16 protein-coding genes are annotated in these 15,903 nt (G+C 59.8%); 10 read left to right on the top strand and 6 right to left on the bottom strand.

What is annotated here, in order from left to right:
* Positions 1–42 precede the first annotated feature (42 nt).
* Complete coding sequence (locus ACOQOY_RS10355; RefSeq protein WP_420585348.1) at positions 43–873, bottom strand: methyltransferase domain-containing protein; 831 nt, start codon at positions 871–873, stop codon at positions 43–45.
* Positions 874–919: 46 nt separating this feature from the next.
* On the opposite strand from ACOQOY_RS10355, the gene ACOQOY_RS10350 reads away from it, so the two are divergent.
* The 4 genes from ACOQOY_RS10350 to ACOQOY_RS10335 are packed head-to-tail and all read left to right on the top strand — an operon-like array spanning position 920 to position 3,198.
* A complete protein-coding gene (locus tag ACOQOY_RS10350) occupies positions 920–1,618 on the top strand; it encodes a double zinc ribbon domain-containing protein (protein WP_420585347.1) in 699 nt (232 codons plus the stop codon).
* A 37-nt stretch (positions 1,619–1,655) separates the two neighbouring features.
* Complete coding sequence (gene grxC / locus ACOQOY_RS10345; RefSeq protein ID WP_171181132.1) at positions 1,656–1,913, top strand: glutaredoxin 3; 258 nt, start codon at positions 1,656–1,658, stop codon at positions 1,911–1,913.
* Positions 1,913–2,743: a carbon-nitrogen hydrolase family protein gene (locus tag ACOQOY_RS10340; protein WP_420585346.1), complete on the top strand. Its 831-nt coding sequence runs from the start codon at positions 1,913–1,915 to the stop codon at positions 2,741–2,743. Before grxC ends, ACOQOY_RS10340 begins: the two co-directional genes overlap by 1 nt.
* Positions 2,744–2,757: 14 nt before the next feature.
* Positions 2,758–3,198, top strand: coding sequence for a MarR family winged helix-turn-helix transcriptional regulator (locus tag ACOQOY_RS10335; RefSeq protein WP_420585345.1), 441 nt, complete (start codon positions 2,758–2,760; stop codon positions 3,196–3,198).
* A gap of 73 nt (positions 3,199–3,271) precedes the next feature.
* On the opposite strand, the gene ACOQOY_RS10330 is transcribed toward ACOQOY_RS10335, so the two are convergent.
* Positions 3,272–3,862 (bottom strand): hypothetical protein, encoded by a 591-nt coding sequence (locus ACOQOY_RS10330; protein ID WP_420585344.1) that lies wholly within the window; start codon positions 3,860–3,862, stop codon positions 3,272–3,274.
* A gap of 66 nt (positions 3,863–3,928) precedes the next feature.
* The gene (ubiG, locus tag ACOQOY_RS10325) at positions 3,929–4,675 is read right to left on the bottom strand and encodes a bifunctional 2-polyprenyl-6-hydroxyphenol methylase/3-demethylubiquinol 3-O-methyltransferase UbiG (protein WP_420585343.1); all 747 of its coding nucleotides are present in this window, start codon (positions 4,673–4,675) and stop codon (positions 3,929–3,931) included.
* Between the two features lie 48 nt (positions 4,676–4,723).
* Between ubiG and pip the strand changes: the two genes are divergently transcribed.
* The 6 genes from pip to infB all read left to right on the top strand — a co-directional run bounded on the left by pip (position 4,724) and on the right by infB (position 11,999).
* Positions 4,724–5,701, top strand: a complete 978-nt coding sequence (gene pip / locus ACOQOY_RS10320) for a prolyl aminopeptidase (protein ID WP_420585342.1) — start codon at positions 4,724–4,726, stop codon at positions 5,699–5,701.
* Positions 5,698–6,519, top strand: a complete 822-nt coding sequence (locus ACOQOY_RS10315) for an ABC transporter substrate-binding protein (RefSeq protein ID WP_420585341.1) — start codon at positions 5,698–5,700, stop codon at positions 6,517–6,519. The genes pip and ACOQOY_RS10315 overlap by 4 nt, the downstream gene beginning before the upstream one ends.
* Positions 6,520–6,666: 147 nt before the next feature.
* Positions 6,667–7,257, top strand: coding sequence for a ribosome maturation factor RimP (rimP, locus tag ACOQOY_RS10310; protein ID WP_420585340.1), 591 nt, complete (start codon positions 6,667–6,669; stop codon positions 7,255–7,257).
* Positions 7,257–8,870 (top strand): transcription termination factor NusA, encoded by a 1,614-nt coding sequence (gene nusA, locus ACOQOY_RS10305; RefSeq protein WP_420585339.1) that lies wholly within the window; start codon positions 7,257–7,259, stop codon positions 8,868–8,870. Before rimP ends, nusA begins: the two co-directional genes overlap by 1 nt.
* Positions 8,871–8,892: 22 nt before the next feature.
* Positions 8,893–9,516, top strand: coding sequence for an RNA-binding protein (locus ACOQOY_RS10300; protein WP_420585338.1), 624 nt, complete (start codon positions 8,893–8,895; stop codon positions 9,514–9,516).
* Positions 9,517–9,524: 8 nt separating this feature from the next.
* Entirely contained in the window at positions 9,525–11,999 is a 2,475-nt protein-coding gene (infB, locus tag ACOQOY_RS10295) for a translation initiation factor IF-2 (protein ID WP_420585337.1), read from the top strand.
* A gap of 1,099 nt (positions 12,000–13,098) precedes the next feature.
* On the opposite strand, the gene ACOQOY_RS10290 is transcribed toward infB, so the two are convergent.
* From ACOQOY_RS10290 to tdh, 3 genes are all read right to left on the bottom strand, one after another.
* Positions 13,099–13,926 (bottom strand): alpha/beta hydrolase, encoded by an 828-nt coding sequence (locus tag ACOQOY_RS10290; RefSeq protein WP_420585336.1) that lies wholly within the window; start codon positions 13,924–13,926, stop codon positions 13,099–13,101.
* 3 nt (positions 13,927–13,929) lie between these two features.
* Positions 13,930–14,808, bottom strand: a complete 879-nt coding sequence (locus ACOQOY_RS10285; RefSeq protein ID WP_420585335.1) for a tryptophan 2,3-dioxygenase — start codon at positions 14,806–14,808, stop codon at positions 13,930–13,932.
* Positions 14,809–14,871: 63 nt separating this feature from the next.
* Entirely contained in the window at positions 14,872–15,900 is a 1,029-nt protein-coding gene (tdh, locus tag ACOQOY_RS10280) for an L-threonine 3-dehydrogenase (RefSeq protein ID WP_420587233.1), read from the bottom strand.
* Positions 15,901–15,903: the final 3 nt, after the last annotated feature.

The following is a 15,903-nucleotide window of genomic DNA, read 5'->3' as shown; positions in this document are numbered from 1 at the left end:
ATTTCTCTGTACCGGGCTGAGATAACCGGAAAAACCCGGTCGTCAATCGGGCAGTTTGCCTTCTTTGGTTCCCAACGCATCCGCAAGGCGTGCTTTGGCCGATCCGGGGCGCAGCGGTTTGGGCTGGCTGTCATCGGGGGACCAGCCTGTCAGGCAGATCAGCTCATAGGTCGCGGCCAGCCGGCCCTCCGGGGTTGCGAAGTGATCGGCATAGATCTGCTGGGCCCGGGCAAAGACCTGCCGCCTGGTGGGCCTTTTTATCCGGTCTGAGAGGCTATTGGTCTCTCCCATCGCGCGCAGGTCGTGCATCAGGTGGGTCAGGTCGCGGTATTCCGCCGTCAGACGCGCGGTGTCGGCAACGGGCAGCGCAAGGCCAGCGCGTTGCAACAACCCGCCCAGATCGCGCAGCTCAGCCATTGGGGCGATACGCGGGCTGAGGCCGCCGGTCACCTCGATTTCGGCCTGTCCAAGGGCGGCGCGCAGCTCATGCAGGGTTTCTCCGCCCAAACACACCACCAGCAGCAACCCGTCGGGCCGCAGGGCGCGGTGGCACTGGATCAGCTGCCCGACCGGATCATTGGCCCAGTGCAGTGCCATGGCGTGAATCACCAGATCGTGCGTGCCGGGGGTCAGGGCCAGAATCTCGTCATCGGCGACGATCTGCGCCTCGGGCAGCACATCCTGCCAAATCCGTGCAAAAGGCGTCACCACCGCAGGCGCCGTAAAGCTTTTGTTAACCATGGAGAGTCGATCCTGCACCTCATCCACTGCGGCGCGGTGCAGGAACAGTGCGTCATCCTGCGCGCGGGCGCGGTGCCGGATCAGGGCCGGGCGGTCGAACAGAGAGGGTGCGTTGGACTCAGGCAGCTTCATAGGGCGCAAGTATCGCATATGGCCGCGGATTCAAACCGCTGTTCAGATGATCTATCCGCCTCGTTGCATGGGATGCGGAGAGCTGACCGAGGCGGATTTCGGCCTTTGTGGTTCATGCTGGCGAGATACGCCTTTTATTGGCGGCGTGGTGTGCGAAAGCTGTGGCGTGCCGCTGCTGGGCGAGGCGGATGGTCACCGGATTGAGTGTGATGATTGCATGAAAACGCCGCGCCCATGGCGAGACGGGCGGGCCGCGCTGCTTTATGAGGGCAAGGCACGGTCCTTGGTGCTGGCGCTGAAACACGGAGACAGGCCAGAGCTGGCACGACCGGCGGCGCGTTGGATGGCGCAGGCGGGGCGGGACCTGTTTCGAAATGACATACTGATTGCGCCCGTGCCGCTGCATTGGTCACGATTGCTCAAGCGACGGTATAATCAATCGGCACTTCTGGCGCAGCATCTGGCGCGGGAGGTCGGATTGGATGTGTGTCCTGACCTTCTGGTACGACGGGTGCGGACACCGGTTCTGGATGGAAAAACGGCGTCAGAGCGGGCCGAGACCCTCTCGGACGCGATCGCGCCCCATCCCAAACGGATGCACCGGCTTCAGGGGAGGGATGTGTTGCTGGTGGATGATGTGATGACCTCAGGGGCTACATTGGCGGCCTGTACGCGTGCCTGTCTTGCAGCCGGGGCAAATCATATTTTCGTGTTGGTACTGGCGCGCGTTGCCAAGGATGCCTAATTCGCTCAAGATTGCGCGAAACCCAAAGGTACGGAACATGAAACCGGTTGAAATCTACACCTCGCCGCTCTGCGGCTTTTGTCATGCGGCCAAACGCTTGCTGAAACAGAAAGGCGTTGAGTTCAAGGAAGTCGACGTGCTGATGCACCCCAAACGCAAGCCCGAGATGATCAAACGTGCCGGTGGCAAACGCACCGTGCCGCAGATTTTTATCGGCACACAGCATGTAGGCGGCTGCGACGACCTGTATGAGCTTGAGCGTCAGGGCAAGCTGGACCGTCTGCTGGCGGCCTGATGAAATCCGCGCTGTTGCAGATCACCTCGTCGGATGACCCGGCCGAGAATCTGGCGACAGTGCGTGCCATGATGGCCGAGGCGGCAACGCAGGGCGCGCGGTTCATTCTGACGCCCGAGGTCACGAATTGCGTCTCAACCAGCACCACGCGGCAGCGCGAGGTTCTGCAATACGAAGAAGATGACCAGACGCTGGCGGGCCTGCGCGAACAGGCCGCCGCGCTGGGCGTCTGGCTGTTGATCGGGTCTTTGGCGATCAAAACCCATGACGCTGACGGGCGATTTGCCAACCGCGCCTTCATGATCGACCCGCAGGGGCAGATCGTGGCGCGGTATGACAAAATTCATATGTTCGACGTGCAGGTTTCTGAATCCGAGACCTTCCGCGAATCCAAAAACTACCGCCCCGGGGATAAGGCGGTATTGGCCGAGACCGACTTTGGCGGGGTCGGCATGACCATTTGCTATGACATCCGCTTTCCGCATCTCTATGCGGCACTGGCACAGGCGGGTGCGCGGATTCTCACTGTACCGGCGGCGTTTTCTCCGGTGACGGGGGCGGCGCATTGGGAATCACTGCTGCGCGCGCGGGCGATTGAAAGCGGCTGCTGGGTTCTGGCCCCCGCGCAAACCGGGGAACACCCCAAAACCCGTGGCCGAACCCGCCACACATATGGGCACAGCATGGTTGTCGCCCCGTGGGGAGAGGTCATTCTCGACGCAGGGACCGATCCGGGCATTCACTTTTTCGATTTGGATGATAGTTCTGTGTCAGAGGCGCGCCGTCGCGTGCCCTCACTGACTCACGTGCGGCCCTACGACGGGCCCTGATCCAGAACCGAGACATGACTGACGAACACAATGCCCTTGCGGTCACGCTGTTCAGCGAGATCCTGACCGCCGATCAGCTATTGCGCAACCGGCTCAGCCGGGTGCTGCCCAAGGGCATGGAAATCTCGCATTTTTCGGTGCTGAACCATCTTGTGTATGTGGGTGACGAGCGGACCCCAGCGCAACTGGCCAGCACCTTCCACGTCACGCGCGGAGCCATGACCAACACTTTGGCCAAGCTGGAATGGGCCGGATACATCCACATCCGCCCCGATTGGGACGACGCCCGCCGCAAGATGGTCGCCATCAGCCCCGCCGGTCGCCGGGCCCGCGATCAGGCGATTTCCTCGATTGCGCCGCTGATCAACCGCGTGGTCGGAGAGCTGGGTCTAGAGCGCGTCCGCAGTACGCTGCCCGTGCTGCGGGATTTGCGGTTGCAGCTTGAAGGTGAGTAGGGACTAACGCCCTCAGGTCATAACTGTACAGATGATCCGCGCAGAGAGTTTATTACCCTTACAGGCCATATGGTCACTTCGGGCTTGCAAAGAACATTCCCTCATCCTCAGGCATTGTCACAGTGTTTGATCTGACTTGAAAAAAGTCCTGTCGTTTCAATGCAGAATTCACATCCCGGTAGGAACAAGGGGCGAATATAGGGGTCAGCGAAGCGGAGATTTTCTCACCCTTTTGATAGTCCGAAAGGTAGGCCCAATTGTCATCGACATAGTAAGGCTGCGCTAGTGGGTGTATGGAAAACGAGAAATTTACCGCTTGATCTGGCAATAGTTCTATCAACATAGATCCAGCATAACCCTCGCTTTTCTCGGACGCGTCCTCCGGGAATACGTCGTCAACCTGCCCAAGCAAGTGGTTTGAATTGGCCGTTGAGCGAAATTCAAGTGTAAGACCATGCAAGGTGCGCTCATCCATACAGACTTTTGACGTTCCGCTGTTTTCGATCCTGCTAAAGAACACCGCAGAGCCGTCTTCTGAGTATTGTTGAAACTGTAACTCAACAGAAACGGCGCTACTGTTTTGGGTGACATCCGCTGTGAGTTGTCCGCAACTGGTTTGAGTAAGCAATACAGCGATAACACCACTAGTACGTGATAGCTTCAATTTAAGGTTCCTGATTATTGAGAAGCGAATACAGGATAGGTGCTCGCACCCATTCTAACTCCAAACTCACCCCGGCTTCACGCTCGCAGTCACATAGTTCACGCTCAGATCGCGGTCCGAGATCAACCAGCTCCAGAGAATCGGGTTGAAGACGAACCCCTTGCGGTCCACCGGCTCCAGTCCGGCCTGACGCAGCAGGTCGAACAGCTCATCGGGGGTGATGAACTTGTTCCATTCATGCGTACCGCGCGGCAGCCAGCGCATGACGACCTCGGCCCCGAAAATGGCCATGGCGTAGGATTTCGGGTTGCGGTTGATGGTCGAACAGATCAGTAACCCGCCCGGTTTCAGCAACTGTTGCGACGCAGTCAGGAAGCCGAGAGGGTCGGCGACGTGCTCGACCACCTCCATGTTCAGCACCACATCGAATTGTTCACCTGCGGCGGCCATAGCCTCAGCCGTGGTGTGGCGATAGTCGATCTCAAGCCCCGATTGTTCGGCATGGATGCGGGCGACGGGCAGGTTGCCTTCGGCGGCGTCGGCTCCGACTACGGTGGCCCCCAATCGCGCCATCGGTTCGCTCAGCAATCCGCCACCGCAGCCGATATCCAACAGGCGCAGACCCTCGAACGGCTTTGCGGATTTCAGATCGCGGTCGAATTCGCCCGCAATCTGCTGCGTGATATAGTCCAGACGGCACGGATTCAGCATGTGCAGCGGTTTGAATTTCCCGTGAGGGTCCCACCATTCTGCGGCCATTGCCTCGAATTTTGCGATCTCGGACGGGTCCACCGTGTTCGGATGCGCTTGCATTCCTGTCTCCGTGTGCTCTTTTACGTTTAACGACTATATAGGGCCGTAATGGATAAGTACCCGGACCAAAAGCGCGCAGTTCAATATCTGTACCCGCCGATCGACCCGTTCGATCAGCGCATGGTCGATATGGGCGAAGGCCACCGCATTTATATGGAGCAATGCGGCAATCCCGATGGGATACCGGTTGTGGTACTGCATGGCGGCCCGGGTGGTGGATGCAGCCCGGCGATGCGGCGCTATTTCGATCCTGAGGCCTATCGGGTGATTCTGTTTGATCAGCGCGGATGCGGTCGCTCGCGGCCTCATGCCTCGGTCGAGGATAACACCACGTGGCATCTGGTGGCGGATATCGAGCGTCTGCGGACGCTTCTGGATATTGAAGACTGGACGGTGTTTGGCGGCAGCTGGGGTGCGACGCTGGCACTGATTTACGCGCAGGCGCACCCGGATCGGGTGAATCGTCTGGTGCTGCGCGGCGTGTTTCTGGCCACACAGGCCGAGCTGGACTGGTTTTACGGCGGCGGCGCGGGCAAGTTCTGGCCCGAGCAATGGGCGAAGTTCACGGCTCTGCTGACCGAGGCCGAACTATCGGACACGATCCGTGCTTATAACAGACGCTTGTTCTCGGGCGACCGCGCGACCGAGATTCTGTATGCACGGGCCTGGTCGGCGTGGGAGAACGCTCTGGCATCGGTTCACACCCAGGGCGGCGCGGGGGAAAGCCCCGGCGAATATGCACGGGCTTTTGCGCGGTTGGAGAATCACTATTTCATCAACAGCGTATTTCTTGAGAAAGACGGCCAGATACTGGATCAAATGGATCGGATCGCCCATATCCCCGGCCATATCGTGCAGGGACGCTATGACATGATCTGCCCACCGCAGGCCGCGTGGAATCTGGCCGAACGCTGGCCCAATGCCGAGCTGAAGATGATCCGCAACGCAGGCCATGCCCTGTCCGAGCCGGGCATCAGTGCCGAACTGGTCCGCATCATGGACCGTGTGGCCGAGGAGGTGGCATGACCCGGATGGACCGCCGTGCTCTGTTTGCATCGGGTGCCGCTGCGGCTTTGCTGGCGGCTACGGGGGCATCGCTGGCGGATACGCCGAAGGCCGGAGGTTCCCTGCGGCTGGCGGTGCCGCGTGACGACAGCCTTGAGCAAGCGGCTCGCGGGGCCGTGTTCGATACCCTGACCGAGATTGCGCCCGATGGCACCTTGCGCGGTGAACTGGCGACCGGTTGGCACACCGATGCAGAGGCCCGAATCTGGCGTTTCGATCTGCGCGAAGGGGTGACTTTCCACGACGGCGCAGCGCTGGGCTTAGCGGATGTTATTGCGGTTCTGCGTGAGGTTGGACAGGCCGAGGCGCTTACAGACACCTCAGTACGGCTGGAATTGGCTGAGGCCAATCCGGGCCTGCCCTTCTTGCTGGCCGACAGCCGCTTTGTCATTTCGCGCGATGGACAGGACGTGACGCCGTTGCGGTCGGCCAATGGCACCGGCTGTTATCGTGTCGAGCGTGCTGAGGATGACCGCCACTTTCTCGGCCGCAAAGTGGCCGGGCATTACAAGCACGGCACAGCCGGGTGGGCCGAGACGTTTGAAATTATCGTCATCCCCGATGCCCGCGTCCGGGCCGAGGCGCTGCGCGATGGATATGTGGACGTGGCGGCCCTGCCTGAAGGCGATGATCTGAAGGGCCAGCGTGGCCTGCGCTATTACCCAAGCGAGGCGGATATGGCGCTGGCCGTGGCCTCGCACGTAGGCATGCCGCGCCAGATTGGCAGCGCGCGTGCGCTGGATGATGGACGCATCGCAGAACGATGGTGGCTGGCGTAATTCCTGCTGGGGGTTGCAGACTCGGCAACTCCTGCGTATATGCAGTTCCAACAGCGGCGTGTCGGGCTTCGGTCCGGGGCTCCACCGGAAAAGATCGACGGGCCGCGCGCCCGTTTTTTTGTGCCCGTTCGAAGGGTAGAGAACCTGATGACAAACGACCTTATTGCCAAAGCTGCTATTGACCGGCGACTGGCCGAGATCATCACCCCCGTGATTGAGGATCTGGGGTATGAGCTTGTGCGTATCCGCCTGATGAGCGGCAAGACCACCACGATGCAGATTATGGCCGACAAGCCTGAGGGCGGCATCGAAGTGGATGACTGCGCCGAGATTTCGAACGCCGTCAGTGCCACGCTGGATGTCGAGGACCCGATCCTTGACGCCTATACGCTGGAAGTGTCCAGCCCAGGCATCGACCGCCCTCTGACCCGTCTCAAGGATTTTGAGATGTTCGAAGGGTATGAGGCCAAGATCGAAACCGCCGAACTGATCGACGGCCGCCGCCGCTTCAAAGGCGAACTGGCCGGGATCGAAGGGGACGAGGTTCTGATCAACATCCCCGAGGGGGATGAGACGATCACCATCGGTCTGCAATTCGACTGGCTGAGCGACGCCAAGCTGGTCCTGACCGATGACCTGATCAAGGAAATGCTGCGCCAGCGCAAAGACGCCGGTGCCCTGAACGAAAACGCTTTCGACGAGATTGAGACCGAAGGGTCCGAAGAGGAGACGAACTGATGGCAATCACCTCAGCCAACCAGCTGGAGCTGCTGCAGACCGCCGAGGCCGTGGCCCGCGAAAAGATGATCGACCCCGGTCTGGTTGTCGAAGCGATGGAAGAATCGCTCGCCCGTGCCGCCAAGAGCCGCTACGGCGCGGAAATGGACATTCGCGTGTCGATCGACCGCAAGACCGGTAAAGCGACCTTCACCCGCGTCCGCACTGTTGTCGAAGATGACGAGCTGGAAAACTATCAGGCTGAGTTCACCGTCGAACAGGCCAAGCAGTACATGGAAAACCCCGAGGTTGGTGATGTCTTCGTTGAAGAAGTCCCTCCGGTTGAAATGGGCCGTATTGCTGCTCAGTCCGCCAAGCAGGTGATCCTGCAGAAGGTCCGCGAAGCCGAGCGGGATCGTCAGTACGAAGAATTCAAGGATCGCGCAGGCACCATCATCAACGGTGCCGTCAAACGCGAGGAATTTGGCAATGTCATCGTCGATCTGGGCGGTGCCGAGGCCGTTCTGCGCCGCAACGACAAGATCGGCCGCGAAAGCTATCGCCCGAATGACCGCGTGCGTGCCTACATCAAAGAGGTGCGCCGCGAAGTGCGTGGCCACCAGATCTTCCTGTCGCGCACCGCGCCGGAATTCATGGCCGAGCTGTTCAAGATGGAAGTGCCGGAAATCTATGACGGCATCATCGAGGTTAAGGCCGTGGCCCGTGACCCCGGTTCGCGCGCCAAGATTGCCGTGATCTCGTATGACGGCTCGATCGACCCCGTCGGTGCCTGCGTTGGTATGCGCGGCAGCCGTGTGCAGGCCGTTGTGAACGAGCTTCAGGGCGAAAAGATCGACATCATTCCGTGGAACGAAGATCAGCCGACCTTCCTGGTGAACGCGTTACAGCCTGCCGAGGTGTCCAAGGTGGTTCTGGACGAAGAAGCCGGCAAGATCGAAGTGGTTGTTCCCGAGGAACAGCTGTCTCTCGCCATCGGTCGCCGGGGTCAGAACGTGCGTCTTGCCAGCCAGCTGACCAATCTGGACATCGACATCATGACAGAGGCCGAAGAATCGGCGCGCCGTCAGAAGGAATTCGAAGCCCGCACCCAGCTGTTTATGGACAGCCTGGATCTGGATGAATTCTTCGCGCAGCTGCTGGTGTCAGAAGGCTTCACCAACCTCGAAGAAGTCGCCTACGTTGAAATCGACGAGCTGCTGGTCATCGACGGCGTCGACGAAGGTACCGCGCAGGAACTGCAAACCCGCGCCCGCGAATTCCTGGAAGCACAGGCCAAGGCCGCTTTGGATGCGGCCCGCGCTCTGGGTGCCGAGGACAGCCTCATTGAATTTGATGGCCTGACACCCCAGATGGTAGAGGCGCTGGCCAAGGACGACGTGAAGACCTTGGAAGACTTTGCAACCTGCGCCGACTGGGAACTGGCCGGTGGCTGGACCACAGTCGATGGTGAGCGCATCAAGGATGACGGTGTTCTGGAACCTTTCGGCATCACGCTGGAAGAGGCGCAGGACATGGTGATGACGGCGCGTATCCTGCTGGGCTGGGTTGATCCGGCCGAGCTGGAACAGGCCGAAGAAGACGGCGAAGCAGTCGAAGAGGAGGCCGAGGCCTGATCTCAGGCCTCGGGTGGCGCACATGGGTCGCGGTGGCGTCCATAAGGATCGGTCGGAAGGCCCCGAGCGCAAGTGCATCGCCACGGGCGAGGTTCAGCCCAAATACGGGCTGATCCGCTTTGTGACGGGGCCGGACGGGCAGGTCTTTCCCGATGTCGCGGCAAAACTGCCGGGGCGCGGGGTCTATGTGGCAGCGGATCGCGCTGCGCTGGACAAGGCCGTCGGCAAAAAGCTGTTCTCACGCGGGTTCAAGGCGCAGGTAACGGCGCAAAAGGACCTGGCGGACGAGGTCGAAAAGCAAGTCGCGCGGCGGGTGGTCGAACTGATCAGTCTGGCGCGCAAATCCGGCGACGCGGTCGCCGGGTACGAAAAGGTCAAGACGTGGCTGGACCGGGAAGAGGCGCAAGTGCTGATTCAGGCCAGTGACGGATCGGGGCGCGGTAAGTCGAAACTCAGCACGCCGCACTTCGGAAAATACATCGGCTGGCTGACCGCAGACGAGTTGGGACAGGCATTTGGGCGCCAAACGGTGATTCATGCGGCCTTGGCCTCTGGCGGACTCGCCAAACGTGTTGTAGAGGAAGCGCAGCGCCTGCGTGGCTTGCGCGAAACGGATGACGGCGGCAGGGGCCGCGCGGAAGGGTAAAGAGCTTTATGAGCGATAATGACGGCAAAAAGACATTGGGTCTTCGTGGCGGGGCACGCCCCGGAAATGTGAAACAGAGTTTCAGCCACGGACGCACCAAGAATGTCGTGGTGGAAACCAAACGCAAACGCGTGGTGGTCCCCAAGCCGGGTGCCAGCAAGCCGGGTGGCGGAGCAACGCCCTCGGGTGATCCGTCGCGTCGTCCTGCCGGGATTTCCGATGCGGAAATGGCACGCCGGATGAAGGCATTGCAGGCCGCCAAGGCGCGCGAGGCCGAAGAGGCCGCCGCCCGCGAGGCCGCTGAAAAGGCGCGCGAGGAAGAGCGCGCCCGTCGCCGTGCCGAACAAGAGGCCAAAGAGCGCGAACAGCGCGAAGCTGAAGAACGTGCAAAGGCCAAGGCCGAAGAGGAAGAGCGCAAGCGCAAAGAGGCGGAAGAAGCCGCCAAGCGTGCTGCTGCCGCCCCTGCGCCTGAAGAACCCAAAGCGGCCCGCGCCCCGGCCAGCAAGCCTGCGCCCGCTGCAACGCCGCGCAAGCAGGATCGCGAACGTGAGCAGCGTGGTCGTGGCAAAGGTCGCGATGACAACCGTCGTTCCGGTAAGCTGACACTGGGTCAGGCCACCGGTGGCGAAGGCAACCGTCAACGCTCGATGGCGTCGATGAAGCGCAAGCAGGAGCGTGCGCGCCAGAAAGCCATGGGCGGCCCGGTCGAGCGGGAAAAGGTGATCCGCGACGTTCAGCTGCCTGAGGCGATCATGGTCTCGGAACTGGCCAACCGTATGGCCGAGCGTGTGGCTGACGTTGTCAAATCGCTGATGCAGATAGGCATGATGGTCACGCAGAACCAGACCATCGACGCCGATACCGCGGAACTGATCATCGAAGAGTTTGGCCACAAGGTCACGCGTGTCTCCGATTCGGATGTTGAAGACGTCATCAAAGAGGTCGAAGACAAGGACGAAGACCTGCAGCCGCGTCCGCCGGTCATCACCATCATGGGTCATGTTGACCATGGTAAGACCTCGCTGCTGGATGCAATCCGCGACGCGCGCGTTGTGGCAGGTGAGGCCGGTGGCATCACCCAGCACATCGGTGCGTATCAGGTGAAAACCGATGGCGGCACGACGCTGACCTTCTTGGATACGCCGGGCCACGCGGCCTTTACCTCGATGCGCTCGCGTGGGGCTCAGGTCACGGATATCGTGGTTCTGGTGGTGGCTGCAGATGACGCAGTGATGCCGCAGACGATCGAGGCGATCAACCACGCCAAAGCGGCCGGAGTGCCGATGATTGTGGCGATCAACAAGGTCGACAAGCCGGACGCAAACCCGGACAAGGTCCGCACCGATCTGTTGCAGCACGAAGTGATCGTCGAGAAAATGTCGGGTGAGGTTCAGGACGTCGAAGTCTCTGCCATCACCGGTCAGGGTCTGGACGAATTGCTGGAAGCCATCGCGCTGCAGGCCGAAATTCTGGAACTGAAAGCCAACCCCGACCGCGCCGCCCAAGGTGCCGTGATCGAGGCGCAACTGGATGTAGGCCGTGGCCCCGTTGCCACCGTTCTGGTTCAGAACGGCACGCTGCGTCAGGGCGATATCTTCGTTGTGGGTGAGCAGTACGGTAAAGTCCGTGCGCTGATCAACGACAAGGGCGACCGCGTCAAAGAGGCTGGCCCCTCGGTTCCGGTCGAGGTTCTGGGTCTCAACGGCACGCCCGAGGCCGGTGACGTTCTGAACGTGACCGAGACCGAAGCGCAGGCCCGTGAGATCGCCGCCTATCGTGAGCAGGCCGCCAAGGACAAACGCGCCGCCGCCGGTGCCGCGACGACCCTTGAGCAGCTGATGCAGAAGGCCAAGGAAGACGAAAACGTCACCGAGCTGCCGATTCTGATGAAAGCGGATGTGCAGGGTTCGGCTGAGGCCATCGTTCAGGCGATGGAAAAGATCGGCAACGACGAGGTGCGCGTGCGCGTGCTACACTCGGGCGTTGGTGCGATCACCGAGACGGATGTCGGTCTGGCCGAAGCCTCGGGCGCTCCGATCTTCGGGTTCAACGTCCGTGCCAACGCATCGGCGCGGAACACCGCGAACCAGAAGGGTGTCGAGATTCGGTACTACTCGGTGATTTATGACCTCGTGGACGACGTGAAAGCCGCCGCTTCCGGCCTGCTGAGCGCTGAGATCCGCGAAAAGTTCATCGGTTACGCCGAGATCCGCGAAGTCTTCAAAGTCACCGGCGTTGGCAAAGTTGCTGGCTGTCTGGTCACCGAGGGCGTTGCCCGCCGTTCCGCCGGTGTCCGCCTGCTGCGCGACAACGTGGTGATCCACGAAGGCACGCTGAAGACGCTGAAGCGCTTCAAAGACGAGGTGGCCGAGGTTCAGTCGGGTCAGGAATGCGGTATGGCGTTCGAGAACTACGACGATATCCGCGCCGGCGACGTGATCGAAATCTTCGAGCGCGAAGAGGTCACCCGTACGCTGGACTGATCCGGTTCAGAACAGAATTAAAAAGCGGTCCTTTCGGGCCGCTTTTTTGTTTTGGTATGTCGTGAGCTTTTCGCGCGTAACCTGAGGCATTCAGATTCAAGCTGGCACCGCACTCCGTGCAATCCTGGCTGAAAAGCTAGGTTAAGTTGCTCCAAACTCGGCCGGGCTGGAAAAAGCAGTCATTCACGACTTGCAAATGAACGACGAGTCTTGCGTTCCGAGTTGTTCGAGAAAATCTTACGAAGATGTCGTTTGATTTGACCAATTGCCGCCCTCTTTAAGCCCGAACCGGACCAAATGCCCAATACGGTGAAAGATACGTATAGTACAGAAACGGTCGCCAAGCGGCCTTCTGCCTAAACTCAATTGATCAAATCTGACCTAGAAAAGCCAATCTTCGAGTGATGCGTCTGTCGAGTAGGTCCAGAACACGGCGTCAGAGGCGTCTGAGGTTTGCAATGACATTGATGAGGTTTCCTGTCCCATCAAATTGGATGACGCGAGGTTCTTCAATCCGGAGAATGCGCCATTCCCGTTGGCCGCACCCATGGCTTTAAAGACAAATGCTTCGTCTCCGAAAGCATTGGCAGAGGACGCCTCCTCAGCGGGCCGGAAAAAAAAACTCTTTCATCCTGAAGTTGCACATTTCTGCCGACAACGGCCGCAACCAGCAGTGCCTTAGCGTCGCCGTTGGAGGCAACATTGTCAGGAAGCTCGCTTCTCATTTTGTCGATGAGTCCGGGGTTCAATTCCCGTGCACAAAATTCGCACATAAGCGCTCTCCAAGTAGCTATACCGACAAGCACGTGATCCCGTCGGGTTGAAATATCATTTTCTGGATCGGTATCTGAGAAATACGGCAGTTTTTTGGCCTTATACTCAGAACTTTAACTTAACTATCGTGTCAAGGTTCTGCCTCAGAAACATCGAACGTAAGGAATATCCAACAACCGGAAAAAGCGTCAATAATAGGACTGCCTTGGGTATGCTAATCCGGCTCGAACCGGAGACATTTACCTGTGCCACAGGTACCCAGTTCGAAACGGGTTAGTCGGTTTTTGTTGCCAAGGCCCGGTTTGCCGGGCGTTTGCCCTTGCGACTATCGCGATGCGGGCAAAAACGTCGCCGGATGCATGATGATGTCGAAATGCTGCATCCCCTGTTTAAGCTCGAAACTGACCGAATGGCCGCCTTTCCGCAGCAGTTCAGCATAGTCCCGGCTCTGGCGGATGAACTCTGGCGTGTCGCGCTCGGCCACTGTCACGTGATAACGCGGGCCGGGGGGCGGGAGGTGACGGATAGGGGAGAGGTCTTGGATCTCAACCGGGGTCAGTTGCAGCGGGTCGTTCACCGGCGTCAGGCTGATCGGTTCCAGATCATAAACCCCGCTGATCAGGATCACATCGCGCACCCGCAACCCGGCGCGGGCCAGTGCGTCGGCTGAAGTCGCCATGACCATACTCGCCAATTGCGCACCGGCGCTGTGGCCGGACAAAGTGATCCGCGACGGGTCGAAGCCCAGATCAGGCGCGTTGGCCGCCAGCCACAGCAAGGCGTCGCGGCATTCGTCGATCATGTCTCCGATTCGCGCATCCGGGGCGAGCGTGTAGTTCAGTGTCGCAAAGGAGTGCTCGGCCTCAATCAGCGCCGGGGCCATCATCGCCGACTCGCGCTGGCTGAGGGCTTGCCAATAGCCGCCGTGAATAAAGACGTGCAGCGGCGCACCTGTACCCTTGGCTGGGAAGAAATCCAGCACCTGGGCCGTTCCGTCCCCGTATGAGACATTCCCGATCACGTCCATCTGCGCCCGATGTTGCGCGCTCAGTGCAGCGTAGCTGTCCAGATAGGGGGTCAGGTCGCCGCCGATCATCGAGCGGGGTGAGTATTCCTGATCCAACTCTTCCTGCGTGAAACCCCGGTACAGCATCGCTTACTCCTGATCCGCATACATCAATTCGGTGCGCACATCGTAGAGATCATGGAAAAAGCGTAAATCCAAGGCTTTGCGCAGGAAAGACACACCGCTGGAGCCGCCGGTGCCGGGTTGATTGCCGATTACCCGCTCGACCGCGGTGACGTGATCAAAACGCCAGCGCTGGAACAGGGATTCGACATCCATCAGTTTCTCAGCCAGCGCGTAAAGATCCCAATACTGGTCCGTATCGCGGAAAACCTGCACCCAGATTTTGACCACGCGCGGATCGCCGGAATAAGGCTGCGCAAAGTCGCGGTCCAGCAGGTCTTGCGGCACGTCGAATCCCTGACGGGCCAGCATGAACAGCACTTCGTCATAGAGCGACGGTTTGGTCAGCGCGTCATTCAGCATCGCCATGACCTCAGAGTCATGTTGGTGGACTTTCAGGGTCGAGGCATCCTTGTTGCCCAGAATGAACTCGATCTGACGATAGCCATAGCTTTGAAAGCCTGAGGAACTGCCCAATGCCTGCCGAAAGGTCATATAATCAGCCGGCGTCATCGTCAGCAGCGTCTCCCACGCTGCGATCATCTGTCGTTGGATTGCTTTCACCCGATCGAGGTTCTTCATCGCCGGGCCAAATGCGTCCTGTTGCAGGAAATGGCGGGTCTCGACCAATTGGTGGTGCATCAGTTTCAGCCAAAGCTCGCTGACCTGATGGATGATGATGAACAGCATCTCATCAGGCTGTGCGGGGTCCTGAAAGGTCTTTTGCAGGTTCAACAGGGTCTTGAGCTGAAGGAAATCACCATAGCTCTTGCGATGGGTCTGCGCGAAATCGGTAACGAGCGACTCCTCGATCCCGCGTTCCAGATACCTGTCCTTGTCGCCCATGTGCTCCTCCCAACGCGCGGGTTTTCCTATGTTTAGGATCAAAACCCGCGCGGTGCCAGAGCGTCAGGTCCAGTCCAGCACCACCTTGCCCGACCGACCCGATTTCATCGCAGCAAAGCCTTGGGCAAAATCGTCGACTTTCATTTCGTGTGTGATGACCCGGCTGACATCCAGACCGTTCTGCAACATGGCGATCATCTTGTACCAGGTCTCGAACATTTCGCGGCCGTAAACACCCTTGATGGTGATGGCCTTGAATACGATGCGGGACCAATCCACAGGGGATTTCCCGGGCGGGATGCCCAGCAGGGCGATTTTGCCGCCCATCACCAGAGCTTCGACCATCTGATCCAGCGCGATTTGCGAGCCGGACATTTCAAGGCCCACATCGAAACCTTCTTTCATGCCCAGTTCAGCGATAACGTCCTGAAGGTCTTCCTTGGACACATCAACGGTGCGCACCGTCGGCACCACATGTTCGGCCAGCTTCAGGCGGTCGGGGTTTATGTCGGTGATCACCACATGCCGCGCGCCGGCGTGGCGGGCAACGGCGGCAGCCATGATACCGATCGGGCCTGCGCCGGTGATCAGCACGTCCTCGCCCAGCAGGTCGAAACTTAGTGCGGTGTGGACGGCGTTGCCGAGGGGGTCGAGGATGGCTCCAATCTCGTCCGGCACGTCGTCCGGCAACGGGACGACGTTGAAGGCGGGCAGTTTCAGATACTGCGCAAAGGCGCCTTGCTCGTTCACGCCAATCCCCCGCGTGCCGGGGTCGAGATGGAACTTGCCCGCACGGCTTTGGCGGCTGTCGGTGGTGATCAGATGGCCCTCGCCGGAACAACGCTGGCCGATCTCAAGCCCGGTGACGTTGCGGCCCAGTTCGACAATCTCACCGGCGAATTCGTGGCCGGTGATCATCGGGACCGGCACGGTGGCCGCGGCCCACTCATCCCAGTTCCAGATATGAATGTCCGTCCCGCAGATACCGGTCTTGTTGACTTTGATCAGCACTTCCTCGGGGCCGATCTCGGGGACCGGAGCCTGAACCATCCACAAGCCCTCTTCGGGTTTGGATTTCTCCAAGGCTTTCATCGT

Origin of the sequence: Ruegeria sp. (genome assembly GCF_965221235.1) — a bacterium.
Classification (GTDB): domain Bacteria; phylum Pseudomonadota; class Alphaproteobacteria; order Rhodobacterales; family Rhodobacteraceae; genus Ruegeria.
Note: the sequence above shows the minus strand (reverse complement) of the source record. Positions and strands in the feature narration are given on the sequence as shown.

Bases quoted from the DNA above. Each gene is read 5' to 3' on its own strand.
- ACOQOY_RS10340 (WP_420585346.1), top strand. From the start codon at position 1,913: ATGAAATCCGCGCTGTTGCAGATCACCTCGTCGGATGACCCGGCCGAG.
- nusA (WP_420585339.1), top strand. From the start codon at position 7,257: ATGGCAATCACCTCAGCCAACCAGCTGGAGCTGCTGCAGACCGCCGAG.
- ACOQOY_RS10315 (WP_420585341.1), top strand. From the start codon at position 5,698: ATGACCCGGATGGACCGCCGTGCTCTGTTTGCATCGGGTGCCGCTGCG.
- ACOQOY_RS10350 (WP_420585347.1), top strand. From the start codon at position 920: ATGATCTATCCGCCTCGTTGCATGGGATGCGGAGAGCTGACCGAGGCG.
- ACOQOY_RS10285 (WP_420585335.1), bottom strand. From the start codon at position 14,808: ATGGGCGACAAGGACAGGTATCTGGAACGCGGGATCGAGGAGTCGCTC.
- grxC (WP_171181132.1), top strand. From the start codon at position 1,656: ATGAAACCGGTTGAAATCTACACCTCGCCGCTCTGCGGCTTTTGTCAT.
- ACOQOY_RS10290 (WP_420585336.1), bottom strand. From the start codon at position 13,926: ATGCTGTACCGGGGTTTCACGCAGGAAGAGTTGGATCAGGAATACTCA.
- tdh (WP_420587233.1), bottom strand. From the start codon at position 15,900: ATGAAAGCCTTGGAGAAATCCAAACCCGAAGAGGGCTTGTGGATGGTT.
- rimP (WP_420585340.1), top strand. From the start codon at position 6,667: ATGACAAACGACCTTATTGCCAAAGCTGCTATTGACCGGCGACTGGCC.
- pip (WP_420585342.1), top strand. From the start codon at position 4,724: ATGGATAAGTACCCGGACCAAAAGCGCGCAGTTCAATATCTGTACCCG.
- ubiG (WP_420585343.1), bottom strand. From the start codon at position 4,675: ATGCAAGCGCATCCGAACACGGTGGACCCGTCCGAGATCGCAAAATTC.
- ACOQOY_RS10355 (WP_420585348.1), bottom strand. From the start codon at position 873: ATGAAGCTGCCTGAGTCCAACGCACCCTCTCTGTTCGACCGCCCGGCC.
- ACOQOY_RS10335 (WP_420585345.1), top strand. From the start codon at position 2,758: ATGACTGACGAACACAATGCCCTTGCGGTCACGCTGTTCAGCGAGATC.
- ACOQOY_RS10300 (WP_420585338.1), top strand. From the start codon at position 8,893: ATGGGTCGCGGTGGCGTCCATAAGGATCGGTCGGAAGGCCCCGAGCGC.
- infB (WP_420585337.1), top strand. From the start codon at position 9,525: ATGAGCGATAATGACGGCAAAAAGACATTGGGTCTTCGTGGCGGGGCA.